Annotated in this window: 21 protein-coding genes; 11 read left to right on the forward strand and 10 right to left on the reverse strand. The window is 58.8% G+C overall.

Translation table 11 applies throughout. The annotated features are described in order from the left end of the window. Window positions 1-1,128, forward strand: a 1,128-nt coding sequence (locus WB650_RS13955) for a glycogen/starch/alpha-glucan phosphorylase (protein WP_423960880.1), incomplete at its 5' end; no start/stop codon positions are given. A 9-nt stretch (window positions 1,129-1,137) separates the two neighbouring features. Here WB650_RS13955 and WB650_RS13960 read toward each other — a convergent pair. The 4 genes from WB650_RS13960 to WB650_RS13975 are packed head-to-tail and all read right to left on the reverse strand — an operon-like array spanning window position 1,138 to window position 3,212. Next, a complete protein-coding gene (locus tag WB650_RS13960; RefSeq protein ID WP_422302067.1) occupies window positions 1,138-1,569 on the reverse strand; it encodes a type II toxin-antitoxin system VapC family toxin in 432 nt (143 codons plus the stop codon). Continuing rightward, a complete protein-coding gene (locus tag WB650_RS13965) occupies window positions 1,566-1,856 on the reverse strand; it encodes a type II toxin-antitoxin system Phd/YefM family antitoxin (protein WP_422302069.1) in 291 nt (96 codons plus the stop codon). Before WB650_RS13965 ends, WB650_RS13960 begins: the two co-directional genes overlap by 4 nt. Before the next feature lie 24 nt (window positions 1,857-1,880). Further along, window positions 1,881-2,123, reverse strand: coding sequence for a hypothetical protein (locus tag WB650_RS13970; RefSeq protein WP_422302071.1), 243 nt, complete (start codon window positions 2,121-2,123; stop codon window positions 1,881-1,883). Window positions 2,124-2,168: 45 nt separating this feature from the next. Continuing rightward, on the reverse strand, window positions 2,169-3,212 hold the full coding sequence (locus WB650_RS13975) for a hypothetical protein (protein ID WP_422302073.1): 1,044 nt from the start codon (window positions 3,210-3,212) through the stop codon (window positions 2,169-2,171). Window positions 3,213-3,262: 50 nt separating this feature from the next. Between WB650_RS13975 and WB650_RS13980 the strand changes: the two genes are divergently transcribed. The 5 genes from WB650_RS13980 to WB650_RS14000 all read left to right on the forward strand — a co-directional run bounded on the left by WB650_RS13980 (window position 3,263) and on the right by WB650_RS14000 (window position 8,263). Then, complete coding sequence (locus WB650_RS13980; RefSeq protein WP_422302074.1) at window positions 3,263-3,826, forward strand: DOMON-like domain-containing protein; 564 nt, start codon at window positions 3,263-3,265, stop codon at window positions 3,824-3,826. Window positions 3,827-3,907: 81 nt separating this feature from the next. Then, on the forward strand, window positions 3,908-4,600 hold the full coding sequence (locus WB650_RS13985; protein WP_422307508.1) for an N-acetylmuramoyl-L-alanine amidase-like domain-containing protein: 693 nt from the start codon (window positions 3,908-3,910) through the stop codon (window positions 4,598-4,600). 284 nt (window positions 4,601-4,884) lie between these two features. Continuing rightward, the gene (locus tag WB650_RS13990) at window positions 4,885-6,156 is read left to right on the forward strand and encodes a glycosyltransferase family 2 protein (protein WP_422307506.1); all 1,272 of its coding nucleotides are present in this window, start codon (window positions 4,885-4,887) and stop codon (window positions 6,154-6,156) included. Next, window positions 6,153-7,046 (forward strand): DUF4922 domain-containing protein, encoded by an 894-nt coding sequence (locus WB650_RS13995; protein ID WP_423960882.1) that lies wholly within the window; start codon window positions 6,153-6,155, stop codon window positions 7,044-7,046. Before WB650_RS13990 ends, WB650_RS13995 begins: the two co-directional genes overlap by 4 nt. After that, window positions 7,043-8,263 (forward strand): SpoIID/LytB domain-containing protein, encoded by a 1,221-nt coding sequence (locus WB650_RS14000; protein WP_423960883.1) that lies wholly within the window; start codon window positions 7,043-7,045, stop codon window positions 8,261-8,263. The genes WB650_RS13995 and WB650_RS14000 overlap by 4 nt, the downstream gene beginning before the upstream one ends. Here the strand turns inward: WB650_RS14000 and xth are convergent. Continuing rightward, a complete protein-coding gene (gene xth / locus WB650_RS14005) occupies window positions 8,260-9,042 on the reverse strand; it encodes an exodeoxyribonuclease III (protein ID WP_422307502.1) in 783 nt (260 codons plus the stop codon). The genes WB650_RS14000 and xth overlap by 4 nt on opposite strands. 46 nt (window positions 9,043-9,088) lie before the next feature. On the opposite strand from xth, the gene WB650_RS14010 reads away from it, so the two are divergent. Next, window positions 9,089-10,396: a DNA polymerase domain-containing protein gene (locus tag WB650_RS14010; protein ID WP_422307500.1), complete on the forward strand. Its 1,308-nt coding sequence runs from the start codon at window positions 9,089-9,091 to the stop codon at window positions 10,394-10,396. A gap of 10 nt (window positions 10,397-10,406) precedes the next feature. Here WB650_RS14010 and WB650_RS14015 read toward each other — a convergent pair whose 3' ends face one another. The 3 genes from WB650_RS14015 to WB650_RS14025 form a co-directional block, all read right to left on the reverse strand. Further along, window positions 10,407-11,489, reverse strand: a complete 1,083-nt coding sequence (locus WB650_RS14015) for an ATP-dependent DNA ligase (RefSeq protein ID WP_422307498.1) — start codon at window positions 11,487-11,489, stop codon at window positions 10,407-10,409. A 76-nt stretch (window positions 11,490-11,565) separates the two neighbouring features. Beyond that, on the reverse strand, window positions 11,566-13,209 hold the full coding sequence (locus WB650_RS14020; protein WP_422307496.1) for a hypothetical protein: 1,644 nt from the start codon (window positions 13,207-13,209) through the stop codon (window positions 11,566-11,568). 233 nt (window positions 13,210-13,442) lie between these two features. Continuing rightward, entirely contained in the window at window positions 13,443-15,110 is a 1,668-nt protein-coding gene (locus WB650_RS14025) for a carboxylesterase/lipase family protein (RefSeq protein WP_423960885.1), read from the reverse strand. 268 nt (window positions 15,111-15,378) lie between these two features. Here WB650_RS14025 and WB650_RS14030 point away from each other — a divergent pair, with 268 nt between their 5' ends. The 3 genes from WB650_RS14030 (at window position 15,379) to WB650_RS14040 (ending at window position 19,777) form a co-directional block, all read left to right on the forward strand. Continuing rightward, entirely contained in the window at window positions 15,379-16,212 is an 834-nt protein-coding gene (locus WB650_RS14030) for an esterase/lipase family protein (protein WP_422307492.1), read from the forward strand. A gap of 836 nt (window positions 16,213-17,048) precedes the next feature. Next, window positions 17,049-19,046, forward strand: coding sequence for a multicopper oxidase family protein (locus WB650_RS14035; RefSeq protein WP_423960887.1), 1,998 nt, complete (start codon window positions 17,049-17,051; stop codon window positions 19,044-19,046). Between the two features lie 158 nt (window positions 19,047-19,204). Further along, entirely contained in the window at window positions 19,205-19,777 is a 573-nt protein-coding gene (locus WB650_RS14040) for an OmpA family protein (RefSeq protein WP_423960889.1), read from the forward strand. Between the two features lie 76 nt (window positions 19,778-19,853). Here the strand turns inward: WB650_RS14040 and WB650_RS14045 are convergent, their stop codons facing one another. Then, window positions 19,854-20,456, reverse strand: a complete 603-nt coding sequence (locus WB650_RS14045; protein WP_422307484.1) for a hypothetical protein — start codon at window positions 20,454-20,456, stop codon at window positions 19,854-19,856. Between the two features lie 4 nt (window positions 20,457-20,460). After that, on the reverse strand, window positions 20,461-22,071 hold the full coding sequence (locus WB650_RS14050) for a TolC family protein (protein WP_422307482.1): 1,611 nt from the start codon (window positions 22,069-22,071) through the stop codon (window positions 20,461-20,463). Between the two features lie 322 nt (window positions 22,072-22,393). On the opposite strand from WB650_RS14050, the gene WB650_RS14055 reads away from it, so the two are divergent. Then, the gene (locus tag WB650_RS14055) at window positions 22,394-22,639 is read left to right on the forward strand and encodes a hypothetical protein (RefSeq protein ID WP_423960891.1); all 246 of its coding nucleotides are present in this window, start codon (window positions 22,394-22,396) and stop codon (window positions 22,637-22,639) included. Window positions 22,640-22,879 lie beyond the last annotated feature (240 nt).

Raw genomic sequence — 22,879 nt, forward strand, 5'->3', positions numbered from 1 at the left:
AAGCTACACACCGAACTCGTCAAGACGCGCCTGGTGCCCGATTTCTATCAGCTGTGGCCTGAAAAATTCAGCAACAAGACCAACGGCGTCACGCAACGGCGATGGCTGTTGACGGCCAATCCTGGTCTGGCAAATCTGCTCGATGCAACTATCGGCCCAGGGTGGAATACGGACCTCGAGCAGTTGAGCGAGGTCGAGAAATTTGCCAACGACGTCGAGTTTCAACGCCGGTTCAGGGCGATCAAGCGCGCCAACAAGGAGCGATTGGCGAGAATCGTGAACCGACTCGCTGCCGTCGACGTCGATCCCGCCGCGATGTTCGACATACAGGCCAAGCGCATTCACGAATACAAACGCCAGCTCCTGATGGCTTTGGGAATCGTGCATCAGTACCTGCGACTGGTCGATGACGGCGTCGAGCCGCCCGCGCCGCGCACTTACCTGCTCGCGGGCAAAGCGGCGCCCGGCTACTGGGCGGCGAAGATGATCATCAAGTTGATCAACAGCCTCGGCGACATGATCAATAACGATCCGAAGACCCGAGAGTTGATCAAAGTCGCGTTCCTGCCAGACTACCGGGTCTCGCTCGCGGAAAAAATTATTCCCGCCGCGGACGTCTCCGAACAGATTTCCACCGCCGGCCGAGAAGCTTCCGGCACCGGCAATATGAAATTCGCGATGAACGGTGCGCTGACCGTGGGCACTCTCGACGGCGCCAATATCGAGATTCGGGAAGCCGTCGGCGCCGAAAATATTTTCATCTTCGGCCTGACCGCCGATCAAATCGAGGAGATGACCTTGAAAGGCACCTACCGCCCGCGCGAGTACTACGAGACCGACGCGCGACTCAAGCGGGTGCTCGACGAGCTCGCATCCGATCGCTTCTGTCCCGGCGAGCCGGGCCTGTTCAGATGGGTTCGCGACGTATTAGTCAATCGCGATGACTACTTCCTGATGGCAGACTTCGGTGCGTATATCGATATCCAGTCCGCGGTCTCGACTGAGTATCAACATCCTGACGTCTGGACCCGAAAAGCTATACTCAATCTCGCGCGGATAGGTTCATTCTCGAGCGACCGCGCCGTTACGGAGTACTCCCGCGAAATCTGGCATCTCGGCCCAGCCTGATTCGGCGATTCATGCTTCGGCAATCAGAGCAAAACCCATCTTCGCGGCTGCGCGATTCAGCGCGTCGTCGAAGCAGGCGAAGCTGACCGAAGATCGAAGCGTCACCTGCATCAGATCGACCGTCGCCAGGTGTAAAGCGTCGTAGGCCTTCAAGCGATATTCTTCCGCTAGATCCCCTGCGCGGCGAATCGTCGTCACGTCGACTGGCAGGCGATCCAGCCGGTTCCAACCTTGTTCGAATTCATGCTTGTGGCGTTTCAGAGCAGCGTCGTCGATGTCAGCCGACCGATGTTTTCTCGCGAACGCTGACCTTACCTCGACATAGGCGATGAGGCTGGTTGCAACAAGATCGGCTTGAGCCACCAACCGCTTCATTTCCCTACTGCCAACTTCTTGCACGTAGAGCTTCACCAGGGCGGAGGTATCCAGGTAGACGATCACCTTCGGTCTTCGAGCACGATTTCAGCCAACGTTTTCTCGCCCGGGCCGATTACCATTGGACGCGACGATCCGCGCGGTTTTCCACCTTTGGACGGGAGCATTCCCGGAATCCGCCGGAGACGCCGCGCGAGCTCCGAGGCGTCAGGCTTCACATTGGCTGCTGGAGCCAACGCCAACAACCGCGCAACCGGCCGGCCGCGAGAGGCGATCACCACATCTTCGCCGTTGCTCGCCTTCTGCAGATACAGCGACAGGCGCGCCTTGAACTCGCGTACAGATACTGTCATGCGATCACATTATAGTCGATGTAGTCACATGGCGCGAGAGTGCGGGTAGCGCTGCTCGAGCAGCGCAAGCCCCGAGGGAGTGACCCTGACGACGATGCGGCCGTTTACGTGCTGCTTCGCGACCAGCCCGCGATCGTTCGCGTCCTCCCAGACCGGGAACCTCGGACACGACGTGCGCCACGTATCCATCACTTCGTCGTAGCTCTTCTCGCCGCTCGCCACCCACTCGAGGAGATCGAGTATCAGTGATTCGACTGCGTCAAACATCGATTTCTATATACCGTTAACTCAAAAAGCGACGCAAAATGGAAACTAGGCCACACTTACAGAGGACAGCGCTGACTCGATGCGCTTGCCGAAGTCTGCCGATGCCCCCGGCCGATAGATCACCTGCATCGACTCGGCCAGCTTCAGAATCCCGCCGTTGTGTTTCACGACGCCGCCGACTTCATCGAGATAAGCGGAGAGTCCCGTTGACGAACGATCTGCGGCGAACTCATTCGGCGCACGCTGCGTCACGAACATGAGACGTTTCAGATCTTCCGCCGCTGCGGGATGGAGCTTGCAGAGCTCTTCATACTTTTTAGGATCGCGAAAGTAGCGCCAGGTCTTCTCGTCAGGTATTGCGAACCTGAGATCGGCGGTGAAGTCCTTGCGCAAGCATGGAATGTCGCGCGCGGCGCAGACTTCGGCGACCTTGGCCGGAGGATCGTCAATCGCGACCGCCGGCGTATTGCTATGCGCCGCCGCCGCGGAGTTGCTGCCGTAACGCGCCCGAAAGTCCTGAAAACTGTGCGGCACTTTGGCGAGATGATACAGGATGCAGATGCCGTCGTCGGCCAGCACGTTGCGCGTGACGTCCTCGACCAGCCGCTCGGTACTCCCCGGAGTTTCGCAGTGATAGAGTACATGCGACGCGAAGACGACTCGAAACTCATGCGGCCGCGCCGGCGCCTGGTGCGTCCCCAGCAGGTCGATCAGATGTCCCGCAAACGAATCGCCGGCGCGCGCTGAAAAATCGACCAGCTTGAGCGTGCCCGCTGATTTCGCCGCCGCCAGAGTCGCAAGCGCCTCGCCGTTGCGCTCGTCGGTATACTCGATGCTGTAGTCGGTCGCACGAACCTTGAAGCCCGGATCGAACTTCACGCCCGTCAGATATTTCACCAGCGTGTCGCACGGCCCGCTGCCGATATCGGCAATCGAAATAGGATCGTTCCCCTTCAGCGCGACGCCACCGTCGGCGAGCCGATTCAGAAACGCCGCGTTGATGCGCGCGGTCTTTTCCTTTTCGTCAGTGGCCGCCTTGAATGAAGGGTAGATCTCTTCGTAGCGATAAGTGTCGATCGTAATACTCATGAGATTTGACGTTAGCGGGTGAATGGCGCAGATTCCACCGAGCGCCCCTTATGACCGTCGAACCCTGGATTGATCTCAGTTGCCATCCGTCGACACACACGGAGACGGTGCGCGCAATTCAGGTGCTCGTACGCCGCTCGGCCGGCGCTGAACTCCAGATGACCTTCCGCCTCGACGGCGACATTCCTCGAATCAGTATTCCTTCGCCGGTGGCGCCGCGGATCGGCTCTGATCTATGGCGCCATACCTGCTTCGAGGCCTTCATCGCGCTGGACGGGCAGCAGGCCTATCACGAATTCAACTTCGCGCCGTCGGGCGAGTGGTGCGTCTACGCCTTGTCCGGCTATCGCAACGGCAGTCCTCTCGCGGATGAAGCGATGCGTCCGGACATTCGCGTCCGCTCTACACAAAGTCGGCTCGAGCTCGACGCTCTCATTCGGCTGGATCGCCTGTCTGCCGTCCACCCGCGTGCTGTTCTCCGCATTGGGCTCTCGGCGGTCATCGAGGCAAGCGACGCGCTCTCATACTGGGCGCTTCGCCATCGCGCCGACAAACCGGACTTTCATGACGCCGATGGATTCGCGCTACTGCTAGAGCCTCCCGGTCCCGAGTAGGTATTGATTCCGAATCAACAAAGCTGCCCTTGTACGATTGTTCCCCTTCCCTCGAGGGAAGGGGCTAGGGGTTAGGTTCCGATGCAACCACGAGGTCTAAGCCGGCGACGCGTGGAACAGCTTCTGTCGAAAACAAAGCGCGATCGTTCCGCCGCCAGTCGAATCGAATTCGTCTCCCGCCAATTCCTCGGACGCCCCTACCAACCAGATCCCCTGATTGGATCCGCCGACACAGCCGAAGTGTTCACGGCCTCGCTCGACGGATTCGACTGTGTCACCTACATCGAAACAGTTGTAGCGCTCGCACGCGCTTCCAACATCGATGACTTCACCGACTGGCTGCGAAAGATTCGTTATGAGCATGGCCGCATTCAATGGGACCGGCGCAATCACTACATGTCACTCTGGATCCGCAACAACATACGCAACGGGATACTCGAGCCGGTTCCAATGCCGGCGGTTCCGAGCGTCAGCAGGGAGCGCGTGCTGAATGTCGTACAAGGACTCGATCCGCAGCGTACTCGCATCAAATGTGTACCGAAGGCGGCAGTGCCGCTGCTCCAACGACATTTGCAAACCGGCGACCTGATTTTTTTTGTGTCGACACGAAAGCATCTCGATACGTTTCATGCTGGAATCATCGTGCGCGGCGACGGCAAAAAAGTTTCTATGCGTCACGCCTCGCGCAGCCAGGCCTCTGTCGTGGAACAGGAATTGAGCGACTTCCTCAAAGCAAACCGGATGGCCGGCGTCATCGTCGCACGGCCGCAATAGGTGGCGCGGCGCATATACTTGAAGACAAAGCCGGCTGCTTGAATGAGAAAAAACTCGATCAGATCCGCGAGGACGGCCTTTCGGATTAATGAACTTTTCAGTCTGATACTCGCGCATTCGGCGTGCTACCTTCTAGGTATGGAAAACTGCCCCCGATACCCGCGCGGCCCGCTCGCAATCGGAGGACTCCTGCTTCGTGCAAAAATAGTTTTTGACGGAACGAAGCTACCCTTGGTGGTGGCCCGGTCTCAAAACCACAACAGATGGTGTATAGTTAGCCTTTCGTGAACGTCGTCTACCCACAGGAATACTCGTCCGCGAGCATTCAGCGAGTCCTCGACGCGGCCGATTCCGACGTTCTCTTTCTCGGCGATCCGCGGGTGAACGTCGAGCCCGGACTGCGCATGTTCGATCGAATGGCGAATGTCATTCGCGAGACCGCCGCCGGCTGGGTCTATGCTGACGCTGTCGGCCATCCTCGTATCGACTATCAACGCGGGAGCATCCGCGACGGCTTCGACTTTGGCCCGGTCGTTGCCGTGTCGCTTGCGGCTGCGCGTCAGTCCGGAATCGACAGCACCTTGAAGTGGGGAGCCTTATACGATCTACGGTTGAGAATTTCGGAAAAGCACGCCGTCGTGCGAATCCCCGAACCGCTGTACAGCGCGTCGACGCCTGATGCGCGGCCGACAGGTCAAAAGCAATTCGATTATGTGGATCCGCGCAATCGCGATTACCAAATCGAGATGGAGCGCATCGCGACCGCACATCTCAAACGAATCGGGGCGTGCCTGCCGCCTCAATTCGCCGAGGTTCCAGTCGCTGAAAAAATTCCGGTAAAAGCCAGCGTCGTCATCCCGGTGCGCAATCGCGAGCGAACCATTCTCGACGCCGTTCAAAGCGCCCTCGTCCAGAGCGCCGATTTCGAATTCAACGTGATCGTCGTCGATAACCATTCGACCGATCGCACCACGGAAATCCTGCGCGGCATCAGCGATCCGCGAGTTAAGCACCTCGTTCCCAAAAGCCGCGACCTCGGAATCGGCGGATGCTGGAACGAGGCGATTTATTCCAGCGACTGCGGACAATATGCCATCCAACTTGATTCCGATGACCTATACCTCAATGACGGCGTCCTTCGCCGGATTGTCGCAGAACTTGAAGCCGGGCCTTATGCGATGGTCATAGGTTCCTATACGATGGTCGATTTTTCGTTAAAGGAGATTCCGCCCGGTCTTATCGACCATCGCGAGTGGACGCGCGACAACGGAATGAACAACGCACTCCGCATCAATGGTCTCGGCGCGCCGCGCGCATTCAACACTTGGGTTCTGCGCCGCGTAGGATTCCCGAATGTGAGTTATGGCGAGGACTATGCCGTGGCTTTGCGCATCAGCCGTGACTATGAGATCGGCCGCATCTACGAGTCTGTTTATCTGTGCCGCCGTTGGGAAGGCAATAGCGACAGCGCGCTGCCTCTCGAGGTCGCGAATCGATACGACCTATACAAGGACTGGCTGCGTACTATCGAGATCCAGGCTCGAATGCGCCTATGACCTACAACGTAGAAGAACTGTTCCAGCGCCAGATACATGCATGGCCGCAGCTCGCGAAAGGCCTTGAAGGCCTCGCTCAGGCGAAGACGCGTTCGGTACGCATCGATTGGTTCGACATCTTCATCCGCCACATCCCTCATAGGATGGCTAGCACAACGGCGCCGGTCGACCGCGAGTCGGTTGCGAAACGCCCCTGCTTCCTATGTGCGGGTAATCTGCCTCCAGAGGAAGAGGGTCTGCAGTTCGATGACAACTTCACCATCTACTGCAATCCGTTTCCAATCGTTGATCGTCACCTCACGATCGCTCATAGAGAACATGGATCGCAGCGCATCGCGAACCAGTTCGGAAATATGCTCGACCTGGCTGCAGGCCTGGAAGGATATTTCATCGTGTACAACGGTCCGGAATGCGGCGCGTCCGCGCCAGACCACATGCACTTTCAAGCTGGCTCGCGATCATTGTTTCCGATCGAGAAGGATACCGCAGGAATGACCCGCCTTACCGTTCCGAACTACGCAAGAAATGTGTTCTTGTTTCGTGACAGAGATCGATCTGCTTTGATCGATCGAATGGATCGCGCCATCGATCTGCTCGCGGAGACAACGAGCAAACGTCCAGAGCCAATGGTCAACATCGCGGTCTTTCATGCGCGAGGCGAGTGGGTGACATATTTGTTCCCTCGAGGAAAACATCGGCCACAGGTCTTTCATACCGGCGAACTAACTGTCAGTCCGGCATCGATCGATCTATGTGGAATATTTGTCGTTCCGAAGGCGGAGCATTTCGAAAGAATCACGGGCGACGCCATCGCTGCAATTTTTCGAGAGGTCACCTTATCCGACGATCGATTTAGGGAAGTCGCCGCTAAGCTGGAGAGTGAGCGGTGAACGTATCTGTCGGTCTTATCGAAGGACAAGCCGGCGTCGAAGTCGAATTGACGGGTACCTATGCCGATACTTCCGGCAAGTCCTACGGTCCGGGCCGCCACCGATTCACTTCTGAAGTCACACTAACTCCGTCGGACCTGGCATCGTGCGCGTTCGCGCTGGAGGACGTCACCATCGGAATCGGCTTTCACTGGGAACGCAAGGAGCGCCAGGTATTCCGCGGCACTTTTCGCCTTATCAAACGAGAATCAGGGCTGACGGTTATCAACGATGTTCCGCTCGAGGAGTACGTCACCAGCGTGATTTCATCCGAGATGAGCGCGAGCTGTCCGCTCGAACTGCTGAAAGCTCACGCCGTGATTTCGCGCAGTTGGCTCTGGTTTCCGAAAGCAAATCCCGCCCGCGCCGCCAGCGGACAGCGTCAAGCGCACGATCCTCACGAGATCCTTCGATGGTACGGACGCGAAGCACATCCGGATTTCGACGTCTGTGCCGACGACCACTGCCAGCGCTATCAGGGCATCACGAAAGCATTCTCGCCGGCGGCAGCCGAAGCCGTTCGCGCGACAGCCGGTGAGTTTCTCCGTTACAACGGCATGATCTGCGATGCACGATTTTCCAAGTGCTGCGGCGGGATTACAGAACGCTATGCCACCGCCTGGGAAGATGCAGACATTCCCTATCTCGAATCAATCTCCGACAGTGCGGCCCAGTCCCACTCCTACACTCCCGAAGCATGGATACGTTCCTCACCGCCGGCTTACTGCCATACTAATGATTCCGAACTTCTATCTCGCGTCCTTCCCGGGTTCGATCAGGAGACCCAGGACTTCTATCGATGGCAGGTCGCGTACACGCCGGAAGAACTCGCCGACCTGATAAACAAGAGGCTAGGGGTCGCTCTAGGTCCAATTCGCGACCTTCAAGCACTCGCACGCGGCCCCTCAGGTCGAATATACCGGCTTAAGGTCACTGGAGAACGCGACTACATCATCATCGGCAAAGAACTGGAGATTCGCCGCGCCTTATCGCGTACACATCTCTATAGCTCTGCATTCGTGGTAGACACGGAACCTGATCGCTTTGTCCTAAGAGGAGCAGGCTGGGGACACGGCGTCGGCCTATGCCAGATCGGCGCCGCGGTCATGGCCAATGAAGGCAAGACCTACACAGAGATCCTGCAGCACTACTATCGCGGGACCACGGTCGGCGCCTAATGACCATCGTCCGCGATAACTATCCATGTAGGCGCGTGGTCGCTCGCTTTTTCCCAACCGCGAACTTCGCGATCGACGCCTGCGCTAGCCAATCGCGGCGCGGCAGGCGGACTCAGTAGCAGATGATCGATGCGCAGGCCCGCATCGCGCGCATAGTTGTTTCGGAAATAGTCCCAAAACGTGTAGATGCGCTCATCCGGATGTAGCTTGCGCAATGCGTCGGTCCAGCCCATCGCGACCAGGTTGGCGAACGCGCTTCGTACCTCCGGCAGAAAGAGGGCATCCTTAACCCAGTGTTCGGGCTTGTAGACGTCAATCTCGGTCGGGATAACGTTGTAGTCACCGGCGAGAACTACAGGTTCCGCCGTCGCGAGCAGTTCTTGTGCGTGTTTCGTCAGGCGATCCAACCAGCGCAGCTTGTAGTCGAACTTCGGGCCGGGCGCGGGATTGCCGTTGGGTAGATACAGACATCCGACGCGGACGCCATTGATGAGCGCCTCGATATAGCGGCTGTGTAAGTCCTCGGGATCGCCGGGCAGAGCGCGACGACTCTCGACGGGATCGGCGCCGCGCGCGAGGATCGCGACACCATTCCAGCTCTTCTGGCCGTGCCAGATCACGCCGTAGCCGGCGTCGCGAATCGCGGCCTCCGGAAACTTCTCCTGCGGCGCCTTCAACTCCTGCAGGCACACCACATCCGGCTTGAATTCGGCGAGCCAGCGGACGAGCGCCGGCAGACGAGCACCGATGCCGTTGACGTTGTAGGTCGCAATCTTCATCAGACAAAACCTGTCACACCGCGCCAATGCTTTGTAGACTTAGCTTGTGCCGAAAGAAGACGCTACCGAGTTGCTCTCGATCGACGGACGCGAGGTTCGTGTCAGCAACCCGGGCAAGCTGTACTTCTCGAAGGAGATCAAGCTCTCGAAACTTGACCTGGTCCGCTACTACCTGTCGATCGCGCCGGGCGCGCTCGCCGGAATCCGCGACCGTCCTATCGTCCTCAAGCGATACGTCAACGGCGCCGAAGGCGAGGCGTTCTATCAGAAGCGCGCACCATCGCAGCGCCCCTCGTGGCTGCGAACGATCACGCTCGCGTTCCCGTCGGGACGCACTGCGGAAGAAATCGTGGTCGATGACGCCGCCGGGCTTGCATGGATCGTCAATCTGGGATGCGTCGAGCTGCATCCTCATCCGGTGCGATCCGGCGATCTCGATCATCCGGACGAGTTGCGGGTCGATCTCGATCCCGGTCCCGGCGTCAGTTGGGCGGACGTGCGCGCGGTCGCGCTCGAGGTGAAATCGCTGCTCGACGAGATGGGCCTTCGCGGCTGGCCCAAGACCAGCGGGTCGCGTGGAATGCACATCAACGTGCGGATTCATCCGCGCTGGACTTTCGACGAAGTGCGGCGCGCGGCGCTCGCTCTGTCGCGAGCGGTAGAACGGCGTGCGCCCACTATTGCCACGTCGAAGTGGTGGAAGGAGGAGCGGCATGGCGTGTTCCTCGACTACAACCAGAACGCGAAGGACCGCACCACCTGCTCCGCGTATTCCGTGCGGCCGGTCCCCGACGCCCGCGTCTCTGCACCGCTTCACTGGAACGAGGTTCCCGACTGCGAGCCCTCCGATTTTACTGTGCTCACAGTTCCGAAACGTTTCGCCGAGCTCGGCGATCCGCATGAAGGCATCGACGGAGCGGCCGGTTCGCTCGACAAGTTGCTCGAGCTTGCGGCACAGGACGAAGCCGCGGGCCTCGGCGACGCTCCCTGGCCTCCGCACTTTCGCAAGACCGAAAGCGAACCGCGCCGCGTCGCACCTTCGCGCGCCAAGTCCGTCGCAAGGGCGCCGCGCACGAAGATGCCTCTGATTGTCGTCGCGAACTCGCCAAGCAAGGAGGCCGCGCTTTCGGGTCTCGAAAGATGGAAACGCGATCACGCCGAAGCGGCGAAGCTGCTCGCCGCCGATGACGTTCTGGTCGATTCGATGCGTGGCAGATCGTCCAGCTGGACGCGGATCCGAATCAACCTGCGCCACGTCCCCGAAGAGCTGCGTCCGCTAAATGAAACTCCCGATCCTGATGACGATCCAACTCGCGAATGGCGTAAGATGCACGCGTCGAAGAAAGGCACTTGAGCGCGCGAGGTTAGACGTCCCCGGCAAAAATGGCTTTCAGCTCGTGCGGCGGAACGACTTCAAGCTGCGCATAAGTGCAATCGCGCGGCTTCTTATCGGTACGCCACCTCCGGAACTGCGCCATGTGACGGAAGCGGGTGCCTTGCATATGCTCGTACGCGACTTCGACTACCAGCTCGGGTCGCAGAGGCTCCCACGATAGATCCTTGCCCTGGCTCCAACGGCTCTGGCCGCCCGGCATCCGATGCGTCGCGTCATTTGAACCTGCCTCCGCCCACGACTTCCACGGATGATCGGCGAGTGCGTCGCGCCGATAAGGAGCCAGAAATTTCACCAGCTCCTGGCGCCTGGCTTGCGTGAAGCTCGCGCATACACCGACGTGTTGCAGCGCGCCCGAATCGTCAAACAGGCCCAGCAGAAGCGAGCCGACCGCAGTGCCGTCACCGCTTTTGTGCCATCGAAAGCCGGCCACGACGCAATCGCAGTCGCGCTCATGCTTGACCTTGAACATCACGCGCTTGTCAGGTTGATAGGTGCCGGAAATCGGCTTGGCCATAACACCGTCGAGGCCCGCGCCTTCAAAGCGCCTGAACCAATCCGACGCGACACTCGGTTCATGCGTTGCCGGAGTCAGATGGATAGGCGGAGTCGCGCCCGCCAGCATCGACTCGAGCTTTTCGCGCCGCCGCTCGAACGGTTCGATCCGCCAATCGCGATTCCCTTCGCACAGCAGGTCGAAGAACACGATCGATGCGGGACTCTGCTGCGAAAGCAGTTTCACTCGCGAGGCCGCCGGATGAATCCGAAGCTGCAATTCCTCGAAGTCGAGCCCGTCGTTCTTTGCGACCACGATTTCGCCGTCGAGAACGCATCGAGCGGGTAGCTGCGCGCGTAGCGGATCGATCAGCTCGGGGAAGTATCGATTCAGCGATTTCGTATCGCGGCTCTGAATGAGGATTTCGTCACCGTCGCGGAAGATCATCGCGCGAAACCCGTCCCACTTCGGCTCGAAGATCCAGTTTTGGCCGGCGGGCAAGTCGTCAATCCGCTTCGCGAGCATCGGCAGCACGGGAGGGTTCACGACGAGATCCACAGCTTCAACGCTATTACCGCAAAGGAATCGATCCAATCCCGAAGCTGAATCGGGATACGGCGGCGTCAACCTGCAATCACTGCGAAATGAGGCCAGAAACGCCAGCTATGAAGATCGCGCTGAGCAACCATCCGATAACAACCTGAAGCCAGAGGTAATAGCGCAGAGTTCGCCCGCGTACCCGGATCGCACGACCAAGCATCACGCATTCTCCCGAGGCGTTGGCATCCGGCCACCAGTAATGTTCCTGGTGTAAATTCACAAAGGGCAGGAATACGTCCAACGAGTAGAGCAAGGGATGGAGTTCCTCGTAGGGATCGTCGGTTGACGCAGGGCGATTCTCTGGCCAGGTCGGTCGCAGCACGCCCGCCCGCTTGCCTATCGACACCGCAGCCCATCCGAGAAGCACCACTGCGAGCGACCACGCGACTGCGCGCAGCGGCTCATACCCGTAGCCAATGACCGTGCCGACGAAAGCTCCCCACATCCGTAAGGGAAGCGAAAGACCCGCATAGTGAGCACGTTCCTCTGCGATCAGCACCTGTCGCGCGCCGGCATCATCGCCCCGGTTGCGGAGGACTCTCGCAAGTTCGCGATAAGGTTGGGGATGAAAGCTGCCCTCAAGGGTGAACCAGGGTAGCGTCGAGCGGGATTCAAGGCTTATCCAGCGCAAGCGGCTCCGCGCGTCAGTCGGGCCCGCATAGATATCGCCGTAGGTGAAACCGTCGATTGCAAGGCGACCCGGCTGAGGCCAGCTACTTTCATCGTCGAGCAGACCACCTACGGAGGAGTCGCTAAGGTTGAAAATCGCGCCATTTTGGAGCTCGACGTTCTGCCAGAAGAATCCTTCGCCGACTGAAATGGCCGGTGCCGAAAAGCCATGCGGTTCGTTTTCCTTGCCCATGAATTTCGCGCCCATCGCCCAAAAGACTCCACCAACCTTCGCGCCACCGAATTGCACTAATCCGTCAGCCTCCATTCCTCCCGAGCGCCCATAGGCGTTTAAGGCTACGGCGTGGGAAACATTCGCCAGCAAGGCGTTCAGCGCAAGATTGCCGGGGTTGATGAAGCGGCCGCCGGAACAAATCAGATCGGTGCAGGTCACTCCATTCACATCTACTGCACCATTGGCGTGGAAACCGTCTGACAACCAGATCGGTCCCTGGATCCGGCTGGCCCCCAGGAACAACGCTGGCATTTCAGCTGCCCAGGGTTCCGTGCCTTCTGCCTTGTTGTGCGTGAAGCTGCCTCCGGAGCAATTCAGGTCGTTGTCGATTCGCGAGTTACCGAAGGCCACCTCGCCCGACGCATGAAACCCCAAATTCATGAAGGCTCCATGCAACAGATGACTACCTGCCGCATTGATCTCGCCAGTATAGCTGCCACGAAGGCTTAGACGCCCTAACTCAGCGTACTGAAGGCTCATCGAATCCGGAATCGAGCATCGCACCAGCCTTAACCCAAAGGGTGGATGTACCAAATCGAGATTCAGGCTGCCCACCACTCGGGCCCCGAGCAATGCAATTCCTTCGGGATCGATCAGCGTGATTGCATTTGGATCTACGCAGAGCCAGCGAATGAGTTCGGCGCGGATTTCGCGTTGGTGGCCCCATTCGGCGGCATCCTTAGGATCATTACTCGGGTCGTCGATCTCTGAACTGGAGCCGCATGCGGCGAGTTCCTGATGAGATTTGGCATTGACGTCCGCGTTTATAAGCAAAGCTCGCTCACAGCTGGTTAGATTCCTGAACCGCGCAGCTGCGAGTCTTAGGAGCTCTGTTGATTCAGGCCGACTCGGCCTTGGCTGCACGTTCGCAGCGGAGACTGGCGTAGCGGCGAAGCGGACCAAGGTCGCGGCACACACGATTGCGCATGCGAGCCTTAGCGTCATGTGATTTGTTTACTAAACGTCGTAGAACTTCTCCCCCCTTAATCGCCTTGCAAACGCGTTCTTCAGAGGTCCCAGAACGAAGAGCACTTGTGATCGGTGTCGAAACTCGCATCCGGCTCCGGCACCGGCGTGGGCGGCAGCAGCGATTCGAACGAGCCGCCGGCAGTGTACGGAGACCAGGTCGGCGCATCGGGCGAGTTCGGATCCCCGGTTTTCGCGAACTGCGTCCAGTAGTTGATCATCGCATCAGAGAGCTGCTGCTGTGCGGGCGTGAATGGCCCGAGCACCGCTTCAAAATTAAAAAGGTATTGAATTTCCGCGCCGTGGTCGGCCCCAAGCGGAAAGGTTAAACCCGGAGGGAGAGGCCCCTGAGGGGCATTCTCGTCGTTGAACTCGTAGGCGTAGGTCGGCACGTACTGCGACAGCAAAAGATCTGCGTTGCGTGCAGGACAAGCGAAAGCCCAGTCGGTGCCGAGCGCGCCCAAGGCCAGCGGTGCGCTAACGACACCTGGTGGCGGAGGATAGTTGCTCAGCGGGTATTCGGTATCAACCAGGAATTGTACGAACGGGTTGTCTACGGAGTCACCGAACAGTGCTACCACCGCAGCCGGATACTCCGCATCAGTCAGCGGTCCGACTCCGAAATCGTATTCTCCTTCCACGTAGGCGCGCCATTCGTCATGGTTCGTGCCGTGGATCACCGGTACGCGGTTGAATTGACCATCGGCGAACGCTTGGGCCGGAGTCTGAGTAAGCAGTGTTCCATCCACGAACGGAAACAACCCCAATGGCTCTACCGCGACCAACGCCGAAGCTGACAGACCGCGCAAACACATCGATGTCTCACTGGACGTCTCACCGGGATTGGAACAGCCGAAGCCTGCCGCTACGTTGTCGCCTGGCGGCACGAACACGGTGCCGATGGTTTCGCCAATCGTCAGCGAAACAATGAAATCGAAGTAGCTCTGAAATTCATAAGTCGATCCGCTCTCCGAAATCGCGCCGCGAAACAGGCGTGACGCGGTTGGAGAAGCAAGGTGGGCATATACGCTCTGCCCGCCTGCGGACTCACCGAATATCGTCACTTGATCCGGATCGCCGCCAAAGCCTGCAATGTTCTGACGTACCCACTTGAATGCGAATTGCTGATCCATCAACCCATAGTTACCGGCCGGATGACCCTCTGAATCGAGCGCCGACTGTGCGAAGAATCCTAGATATCCCAGCCGGTAGTTCATCGTGACGACGATCACTCCTTTTTTCACCATGGGTGTGGGGTCGTAGATTTCGGCGCCCCCGTTCACCAGGCCGCCGCCATGTATCCAGACCATCACGGGCAAGCCGCGGCCGTGATCTTCCAGCAGGTCATCGGCAAGTACGTTCTGGGGCGTAAACACATTTAGGAACAGGCAATTCTCGCTGCCAAACGGTCCCGACGCGGTAGGTTGCGTGCAGTCACCACCGAATTGAGTCGCCTGTAGGACAAATCCATGAAACAGCCCGTAGGGCTTGGGCGGTGTCCAGCGCAGGGGGCCGAGCGGCGGCGCCGCGTACGGGATGCCGAGAAATTGGTTTACTCCACTCGTCGTTGTGCCTATTACGAGTCCGCTCTCAGTGAAAGCAATCGGAGAGCGAGGCGAGCCGGCGGCAGATGCGGTTACTACCAAGCCAGCTATGAGCGCAGAAATACCCGCTAATCCGACCAGACAACGAGTCGAGTTGCGAACCATCGCAGACCCCCTTCCACGGTCGTGGACTTGGACGGCGAATCTTCTCGCAATGCCGACTATCACCATGCGCCCGTCGTAATGCAATTCCTTGAAGGGCGCTTGCTTCCGCTGATCAGATTACCTTTAGCAGCGTCTGAATCGCTCAGCCTGTAGATTTTACAATATAGATTTTACACACCACCGGTAAAAGAAATTCGAGCGCTGAAAGATTTTCAGGCATTCGGGTCGGCGCGGGTTTTGCTCTCTTTTGGGTACCAGGAGTTAGAGCTTGGCCGTCGGCACCTTCATATACAACGCTTACAGAGACTACAGCAGCAAGCGTTCAGCACTTCTTTTGGATCCGGTCTTTCAGGGCAACGGTATTCCCAAAGGACAAGGCCAGGCGATTCTTTTGATTCCGGGCTTTACCGCCGGCGACTGGACGTTCAACACGATGTCGCCATGGCTACAACAGATTGGGTATCGCACGCACCTCTCAGGGATCAACGTGAACGTAGGATGCCCGCAGCGCAAGGTCGAGCGCATGCTGGGCCGCGTGGAAGAAATCTCGAAGGATGCGGGTGGCCCGATTGTTATCATCGGCCATAGCCTGGGCGGATTAGTCGGCTGCGCTCTCGCTCGGCAGCGCCCGGAGCTGGTCTGTCATGTCATTGCAATTGGTTCACCGTTGCGCAGCGGATGGCAGGCTGTCGCGCCCGAAGTGCGACCGGCGCTGTTCGCGATTCATTCATTTTTTCAGAGATTCATCGAGACGCCGCAGGATTGTGGAACGGAACGATGTGCGTGCGACTTTTCCAAAGAAACATTGGGAACCAGCTTGCCGCCCGGCGTCCGCTTCACTTCGATCTATTCTCGACAAGATGGGATCGTTGATTGGAGATTCGCTGCCACCGAGAACGGCGATAACTATGAAGTCGACGGCCTGCATACCGACCTGGTGGTGAACGTCGAGGTCTATCGGATCTTAAGCAACGTACTCGCAGGCTATCCGCGCGAGATCGTGAAGCTCCGCAGCATGGCCGCCGCAGCCTCGGATATCAAAACTGGAAAGAACGCTACAACCGCGAACTTCCCGCCTGCGTCGAGCTGTCAGCCCGGTTGATACTTCTAACGGCTCGACCTCAGGTCATTCACTGGGCGGCATAGCAGACGAATGCGTCGGTCTGTTCGAAAGCGGGGTCATGCGCCGGGTAGCACTGAAACTTGGCATCCAAACTCTTGGTTTCGGAGCCCGTCGTTTCCTTGCCGCTGAACATCCCGGTATAAGGCGGAGAATTACGCTGGACTGTGACAGGTGCCGCAGCGGCGGCTTGGCCCGAATTGCCCCCGAGTCCTAACCCACCTAACAACTGCGATACTCCGTCGACGCCCTGTGCTCGCGACGAACCTGGCAATACAAAACAAGCCAGGAGAAAAAGTGCCGTCGCGCTGATGAACAATGTAGATCGAGTAGTTCTCATATATCTCGAAACCCGCGGACTCACGTCTCGATCAAAAGACGAAGAGACTCGCGTGCGGGTTACAAGAAAATCCAAGGTTGCTCGCATCGAATCTCCGGCGAATTCGTGGACCTTTGGATGTTAGAACCAGAATTGAGGTTCCCAAGGTTACCGAGTGGTCGAAAACAATCATGCTTTAGTGATCGAGTAACAGCTGGAGAGCCCGCCAAGTTGACTCCCCACTTAGGGCCCTATACGCACTGAGACGTTGCGTTATCGGCTGAGTCTTCCCGTCGTCAAGACGTGGAGGGGCAAAAGCCTGGTGGGGAGGTTCGAAGGGGCGGAAATCGGGGGATCAAGTCTTTCAGCCCGAATAGATGAATCCATGCGTCCGGCGGCTGCCGAGACTGCAGTGAATACGCCGCGCCTGGCTGGTGTGCGGCACGTGACCCCGCGCCCGGAGATTGAGGCTAGAGGCTGTTGGAGGGGATGACTTTAGATGAGAATGCTAACTATTCGGGTGACGATAGTCGCCGCGGCGGTAGCGCTCCTGGCTGCTGGCTACGGTCTCACGTCGGCGGGCAATCACGACGCGGACGATGATTTCGTCGCCGCGAAGATCAAACCTGTTCCTCCGGCCCAGTTCCCGTGCGCACGATTCGCCCCCGGCAGTATCGTGCAGAACCCTCCTGATCTTTTCAGCGCAAAGGGCAAGCTCGTGGTCGATCTGTCCTATCAAACAATTTCATCGCAATGGGGACCGCTGTTCTGTTTCATGACGCCCGCCGGTTTGGTAAATCCTACGTTTCACGTCCAGCCGGGCGATCAGCTGATAATAAATCTGACCAACAACACGCCTAAGTCTGCAGACACTCTACTGCTCGATCCACCTCACTGCGGGGCGTCGGAGGTCACGCAATCTTCGGCCAATATGCACTTTCACGGCCTCCACGTCTCGCCCGCATGCCATCAGGACGACGTGGTGCGAACCATGGTGAGTTCCGGACAGACCTTCCGCTACGACGTCAAGTTTCCCACGGACGAGCCACCCGGACTCTATTGGTATCACACGCACGTCCATGGGCTGGTGGATAACGCATTGATGGGCGGAGCGTCAGGCGCGATCGTGGTCGAAGGGATACAGAATTACTTTCCCCAAGTGGCGGGCTTGCAGGAGCAGATCCTTGTGGTCCGCGACCAACCTTTTCCGAGCAGTGCGCCGACCCCGACCGCGGCCGCCCCTACGCCCACCCCCGTCGCCACGCCGACCTTCACGCCGGTACCGACCTGCTCCGGCGCTCCGACTCCCGCTCCCACGCCCAGCCCGGTCTGCTCGGGAGCGAGCAACGATTTGTCGCTGAATTTTGTTGATATCGGATGTCCCGAGACTCCGGCGGTCATCCAGACGCAGGGTGCGGCGCCGCAGCTATGGCGGGTGGCAAATGCTTCTGGCGACGATATTGTAGATCTGCAGGTTGTGTATAACGGCGAGCCACAGCCGTTGCAGGTCGTCGCGTTCGACGGCGTCCCGGTGAACTCGCAGGATGGCGCCACCAGTGCGCTGCCGCCCGAGCCCGTCGCGGCCACTGATATTCTGCTAGGCCCCGGGAACCGTGCGGAGTTCCTTATAACTCCGCCTGCTCCGGGAACCGATGCGCGCCTGGTGACTCTGCCGGTCAACGACGGCTCGCAAGGGGCGAATTTCCCGGAACGGACTCTTGCGGTCATTCAGGATCTTTCGTTCTGTCCGCCGCCGAGCGGAGTGCGGACTACCGTGCCGACAGAAATCGGCCCGCGAGTGAAGCCGCGCTTCGGCGGCCTGGCAACGGCTCCGTCTTCGGCCACGCGCAAAATATATTTCTCGGAAGATTTCCCGACCAACCCTCCGAATCTTTTTGATTTCTATGTGACCGTGGACGGCGCGACGCCCACGCTCTTCTACTACAACGACCCGCCGGCGATAGTCACGACCCAAGGCGCGGTCGAGGAGTGGACCATCGAAAATCGCAGCGAAGAGAGTCACGTATTTCACATTCATCAGATTCATTTTCTGGTCGAGTCGTTCAACAACTTTCCGCCTGATTTTCCTAACCCCAACGGCATTGCTTACGACCAGAATCAGTTCCTGGATTCGATCACCGTTCCCTATTGGGACGGGGTTCATGCGTATCCGTCGGTTACACTCAAGCTGGATTTCCGCCCTCCGGTTACCGGCGACTTCGTGTATCACTGCCATCTCGCGTTTCATGAAGATAACGGGATGATGGCGATTGTCAGAGTCATGCCGTCGAAGACCGCTGCCATCGTCGAGAAGGCTCGCATCTACTTGGCGTCGCTTGGATTGCTGGGTGGAACCGACCCCGTCGAAAAACAGCGGGTTGAGGCCTGGTGCTACCGAGGCAAGACCGTGTGGCGCAAGCAGGAGGCGCAGGCCTCTACTCCCATCAGCAATCGCGCTTTCGCGCGTCGCGCCGGGACGCCAGTGTCCGCGAACTAAAGCGACTCGTTAAGGGTCCGGTTTCACGGGCAAATCTGGAGCGAGCTGGCAAGACACGCGTGGACAGGTCCTGCCGTGTCGTAATGAACTTGACCCAAAAATCGAGTGGTTGGAAAATCTACAAAGGAGATCGGAATCAATTGCACGGAGGATTCAGCATGCGACTTGCGCGTTTATCAGACGCTGTACGGATAGCGATCGGAGCCTTCGCCGGGGTGGGTTTGCTATTCACGGCCACCGGATGCCTTGCCACCCGCAATTGGGTAAACGATCAGCTGCAACCGATAAAGGGCCAGCAAGCGCAGCTCGAAACTCAGGTGAACAATCTCCATCTCGAGCGAAAGCTGGTGCTGGATTCGAGTACCGGACCAACCTTCGCATCCGGATCGGCTTCCTTGAGCCCGAACGCTAAGCGCGAGATCGATGCATTCCTCGAAGATATTGACGGACCGGCCGCCTCGTCCGCGCCGGCGGCGGCAGGGTATCGCGTCTTCGTGGTCGCCGGGTATACCGACAGCGTCGGCCATGAGGCCTACAACTACGAGCTCGGACAGCGGCGCGCTACCAGTGTCGCCGGGTACTTGGTCGGCCAAAAGGGCCTCGACCCGACCCAGGTTCGGGTGATTTCCTACGGCGCGAGTAAGCCGGTCGATGACAACAGCTCGCCGAGCGGTCGGCGCAAGAATCGCCGGGTCGAGATTATGGTCTACCAGGAAAAGATCGCTAGCTGATTCGTCAGAACTTCTAACTGTCTTCAGCTGGGAATTGCAGTGGGATCCATCTGGCTCGCTGGACCTGTAGGCCTGTTCAGTCACAGACACAGTTCGAACATAGCCGTTGCTGCTGAGCGCTGGAGAAACTCAGTCCCGTCGCGGGCGAGCCGAACGAATTGGCTACGCCGATACCTTGCGCTACCCCGGGGAGTGAGCCAAGCGAGCTGGACGATCCGGAACTCTGCGCCACTCCGGGGGCGGAGAAGCCTTTAGCGGCACCCGCGTTCTGCTGCGCCCCGGGTAGCGCACCGAAGAAATTGCCGGCGCCGATGCCCCCGGCCGTTCCGTATGAAGGAGGCTTACCTTTGTTGTACGAGACGCAGGCGCCGCTCGCGCTTTGGCTGGCGCCTAGGTACGACGCCGCAGTCACCTGGCCCATCCAGTGAGTAGGCTGACCGGGACCCCAACAAGAACAGTTGAACAAACGTGCTCCCGGCGTCGAATAGGCGGCCGGCAACGACGGTACCGGTATTGGGATCGGCGCGATCGCGGTGCTGGCCGGGGCCGGCAGTTGGGCTGGAGGGCTGGGCGGCAGCGGAGGCACTACCAGCGGATTGGTCGCCGGCAACTGAGCCCATGCGACGGAGCCGAGCATCAGAGCCAGTACGAGCAGCACTATTGGCTTAAGTGCGTTCATGGCCTCAAAAGCGCGAGTACCATGGCGACTGCCGTGGATTTTGCACCTGGAAGTCGATGTTGAACTGCCCGAGCAACGTGCCTTCAGCATGCCACAAGGCAAGGCGCGCGTTCTCCAAACCAACATCGGCCTGAACCTCGTTACCCTGCGCAGTTACCAGATTACTTTGGAACTGCAGGAGCGTGTTGGTGGTCGCTGTGCCGACGCGGTATTGCGCCTCAGTATCGTGCAGACTCTTTTGTGCGTAGTTGGTCGCTTCGGCAGTGGCGTCGACCTGCTCTTGATAGGCGGTCAAATTGGCGAGCGCACTCTTGACCTGCAAGACCGCCTGGTAGAGAGCCTGGCGGTACTGCAAACGGCTTTGATCATACGCGACGTGAGCCTGCGCCAGCGCTGCTTTCGGAGCGGCATTGTCGAGCGGCATCGAAAAGCCCAGCACCGCCGCATAGTCGTAGAATTTGAAATCAAACAGGCCGTTCAAGGCCGTGCCGTAGTCGCCACCAAAAGGAAGCAGGGCGCCATTGTCGCTTCCCGGTGGGACGGTAGGTCCGCTCGGGCTGAAGCAATTGGCAAACGCAGGTACGGTGCCGGAGGTGGTACACTTGGAGTTGCCGGCCACGGATGTTACGCCGAACTGCACTCCCAGATTGAGTTGCGGCAAGGTCTGATTCTCCGCGTATTTTACCTGGATCAAAGCAGAGCGAATTGCTTCGCGCAGACCCGCCAGCGCGGGGCTGTATTCGAGCATCTGCTTGAACGCGTCACTGTCAGGCTCGATCGGTCCGTACCGCGTGTCGGGTCGCTGCAACGGCTCGATTTCCGCGGCGAGCATCGCGCCCGCATGATTGGCCGCCACGTCCTGGCGAAGCGTAGTGCGCGCGATCTCGAGGCCAGCCTTGGCGGCAGATACATTTGCCCGCGCCGTGGCAGCGGCCGACAAAGCCTCCGCGAGGTTGACCCCGGCCATCATGCCGAGCCGGACATTCTCCCGGTTGACCCGAACCAGATCGGTGTTGAACTTCAAGGCTGATTGGGCGACCTGCAAGTTCTCCCCGGCCTGCACCACGCCCCAATAGTCATTGCCGATGCGCTGAACGAAGTCGTTTACCGATGAAGCATAGTTCCATTGTGAAGAGCGCTGCGCCGACTCGGCCAGGCGGACATTAATCGTCGCGAACTGCCAGCCAAAGTTCTGCAACAGCGGCTGCGACAGCGACATCACCATCGTCGGCGTGTAAACCGGATTGACCGGGCTGAACCCGGAATTGGTCAGCGCGCGGTCGTTGTTGAACGTGATGCCCAGTGTGGCATTGCTCGCGGAAAGCACTTTGCTTATCCCGAAGTTCCAATCGTAGAACTTCGCCACGTTGGTGATGCTGTTCGGGTTTTGAAACGGCGAAGAGACCGGTGTGACCTCCTTCTCCACATCTACTTGCGAGCTTAGCTGGGGGTCGAACACGGCGTTCGCCGACTTGACACTCTCGGTCGCCGCGACCGGGTCCAGCGATACTGACTGCAGGCCCGGATTGTTCTGAAGCGCCAGGTAGATGGTCTCCTTGAGGCTGAGCTTCTGCTGCTGGTTGTCCTCGATCAGCGGGAAGTAATCGCGGGCCAAATCCTCGCGCCCGGGAGTCCATTGGCGAGCGAGCATATCAGGCAGCGACAGGATTGGATTAGTTTCGAACTTATGCGCCGCCTGCGAAGAAACGCTGACATTCACCGGTGGCGCCGAGTTTTGTGCTCCGATCGAGCCGCTCGGATTTCCGGCGCCAGCGTTTGCAGGTACCGGCTGCGCCTGCGCATACACCAGTGAGATAGTCGTCGCCATCAGGCCCGCGGCTACGAAAGCAAATAACCCGGCGAGGCTTGCGTGTAATCGCCACAAGCTGCGCGAATCTTTTGCGACGACGGCAGCCTCGCGTGGCGGTATCTCCGCCATGCGAACGCGCGTCAAGATGATCGTCGCTCGCGCCCGAGCTCGCCCGCTCAAATTGGCGACGGCCACGGCCAAACGTGGAATCGCCGGAACATACAGGACCATCGCCAACGGCCACAGCGGCGGCGCGGCTGAAGCAATTCGCCGGATTGCGCTGATCGCGGTAAGAAGCGCGTCAGTTGTCGAGGCGGTGCACATTTTCTTCATTTGGTTGATCTCACGAGAATTTGCTTACCTTGTGGCATAGCTTTGGGGCTAGCCCAAGAGCGCGCGGATTCTCTATTCTGCTCGGGGACGCAGAATCAGTTTGGATACGGCTGTACTTTTGATCGGTTTCAAATATTTTGAGCTGTTGCCGCACGGACCTGAATAATCGCTGCGCGAAACTGTCCAATTGGTATCAGGCGGCACTCCTCATCGATCACTACCTCGTACCTTTGTAACCGAAGCGCCGTTCCTTCGTCTTCGTGATGGCGCGTTCAGACTC

This window comes from Binatus sp. (SeqCode), from assembly GCF_049584895.1.
Lineage (GTDB): Bacteria > Desulfobacterota > Binatia > Binatales > Binataceae > Binatus.

Coding starts and splice junctions, on each gene's coding strand:
- WB650_RS13965 (WP_422302069.1), bottom strand. CDS start 1,856: ATGACAGTATCTGTACGCGAGTTCAAGGCGCGCCTGTCGCTGTATCTG.
- WB650_RS13970 (WP_422302071.1), bottom strand. CDS start 2,123: ATGTTTGACGCAGTCGAATCACTGATACTCGATCTCCTCGAGTGGGTG.
- WB650_RS13975 (WP_422302073.1), bottom strand. CDS start 3,212: ATGAGTATTACGATCGACACTTATCGCTACGAAGAGATCTACCCTTCA.
- WB650_RS13980 (WP_422302074.1), top strand. CDS start 3,263: ATGACCGTCGAACCCTGGATTGATCTCAGTTGCCATCCGTCGACACAC.
- WB650_RS13985 (WP_422307508.1), top strand. CDS start 3,908: ATGCAACCACGAGGTCTAAGCCGGCGACGCGTGGAACAGCTTCTGTCG.
- WB650_RS13995 (WP_423960882.1), top strand. CDS start 6,153: ATGACCTACAACGTAGAAGAACTGTTCCAGCGCCAGATACATGCATGG.
- xth (WP_422307502.1), bottom strand. CDS start 9,042: ATGAAGATTGCGACCTACAACGTCAACGGCATCGGTGCTCGTCTGCCG.
- WB650_RS14025 (WP_423960885.1), bottom strand. CDS start 15,110: ATGGTTCGCAACTCGACTCGTTGTCTGGTCGGATTAGCGGGTATTTCT.
- WB650_RS14035 (WP_423960887.1), top strand. CDS start 17,049: ATGAGAATGCTAACTATTCGGGTGACGATAGTCGCCGCGGCGGTAGCG.
- WB650_RS14040 (WP_423960889.1), top strand. CDS start 19,205: ATGCGACTTGCGCGTTTATCAGACGCTGTACGGATAGCGATCGGAGCC.
- WB650_RS14045 (WP_422307484.1), bottom strand. CDS start 20,456: ATGAACGCACTTAAGCCAATAGTGCTGCTCGTACTGGCTCTGATGCTC.
- WB650_RS14055 (WP_423960891.1), top strand. CDS start 22,394: ATGCGAACGCGCGTCAAGATGATCGTCGCTCGCGCCCGAGCTCGCCCG.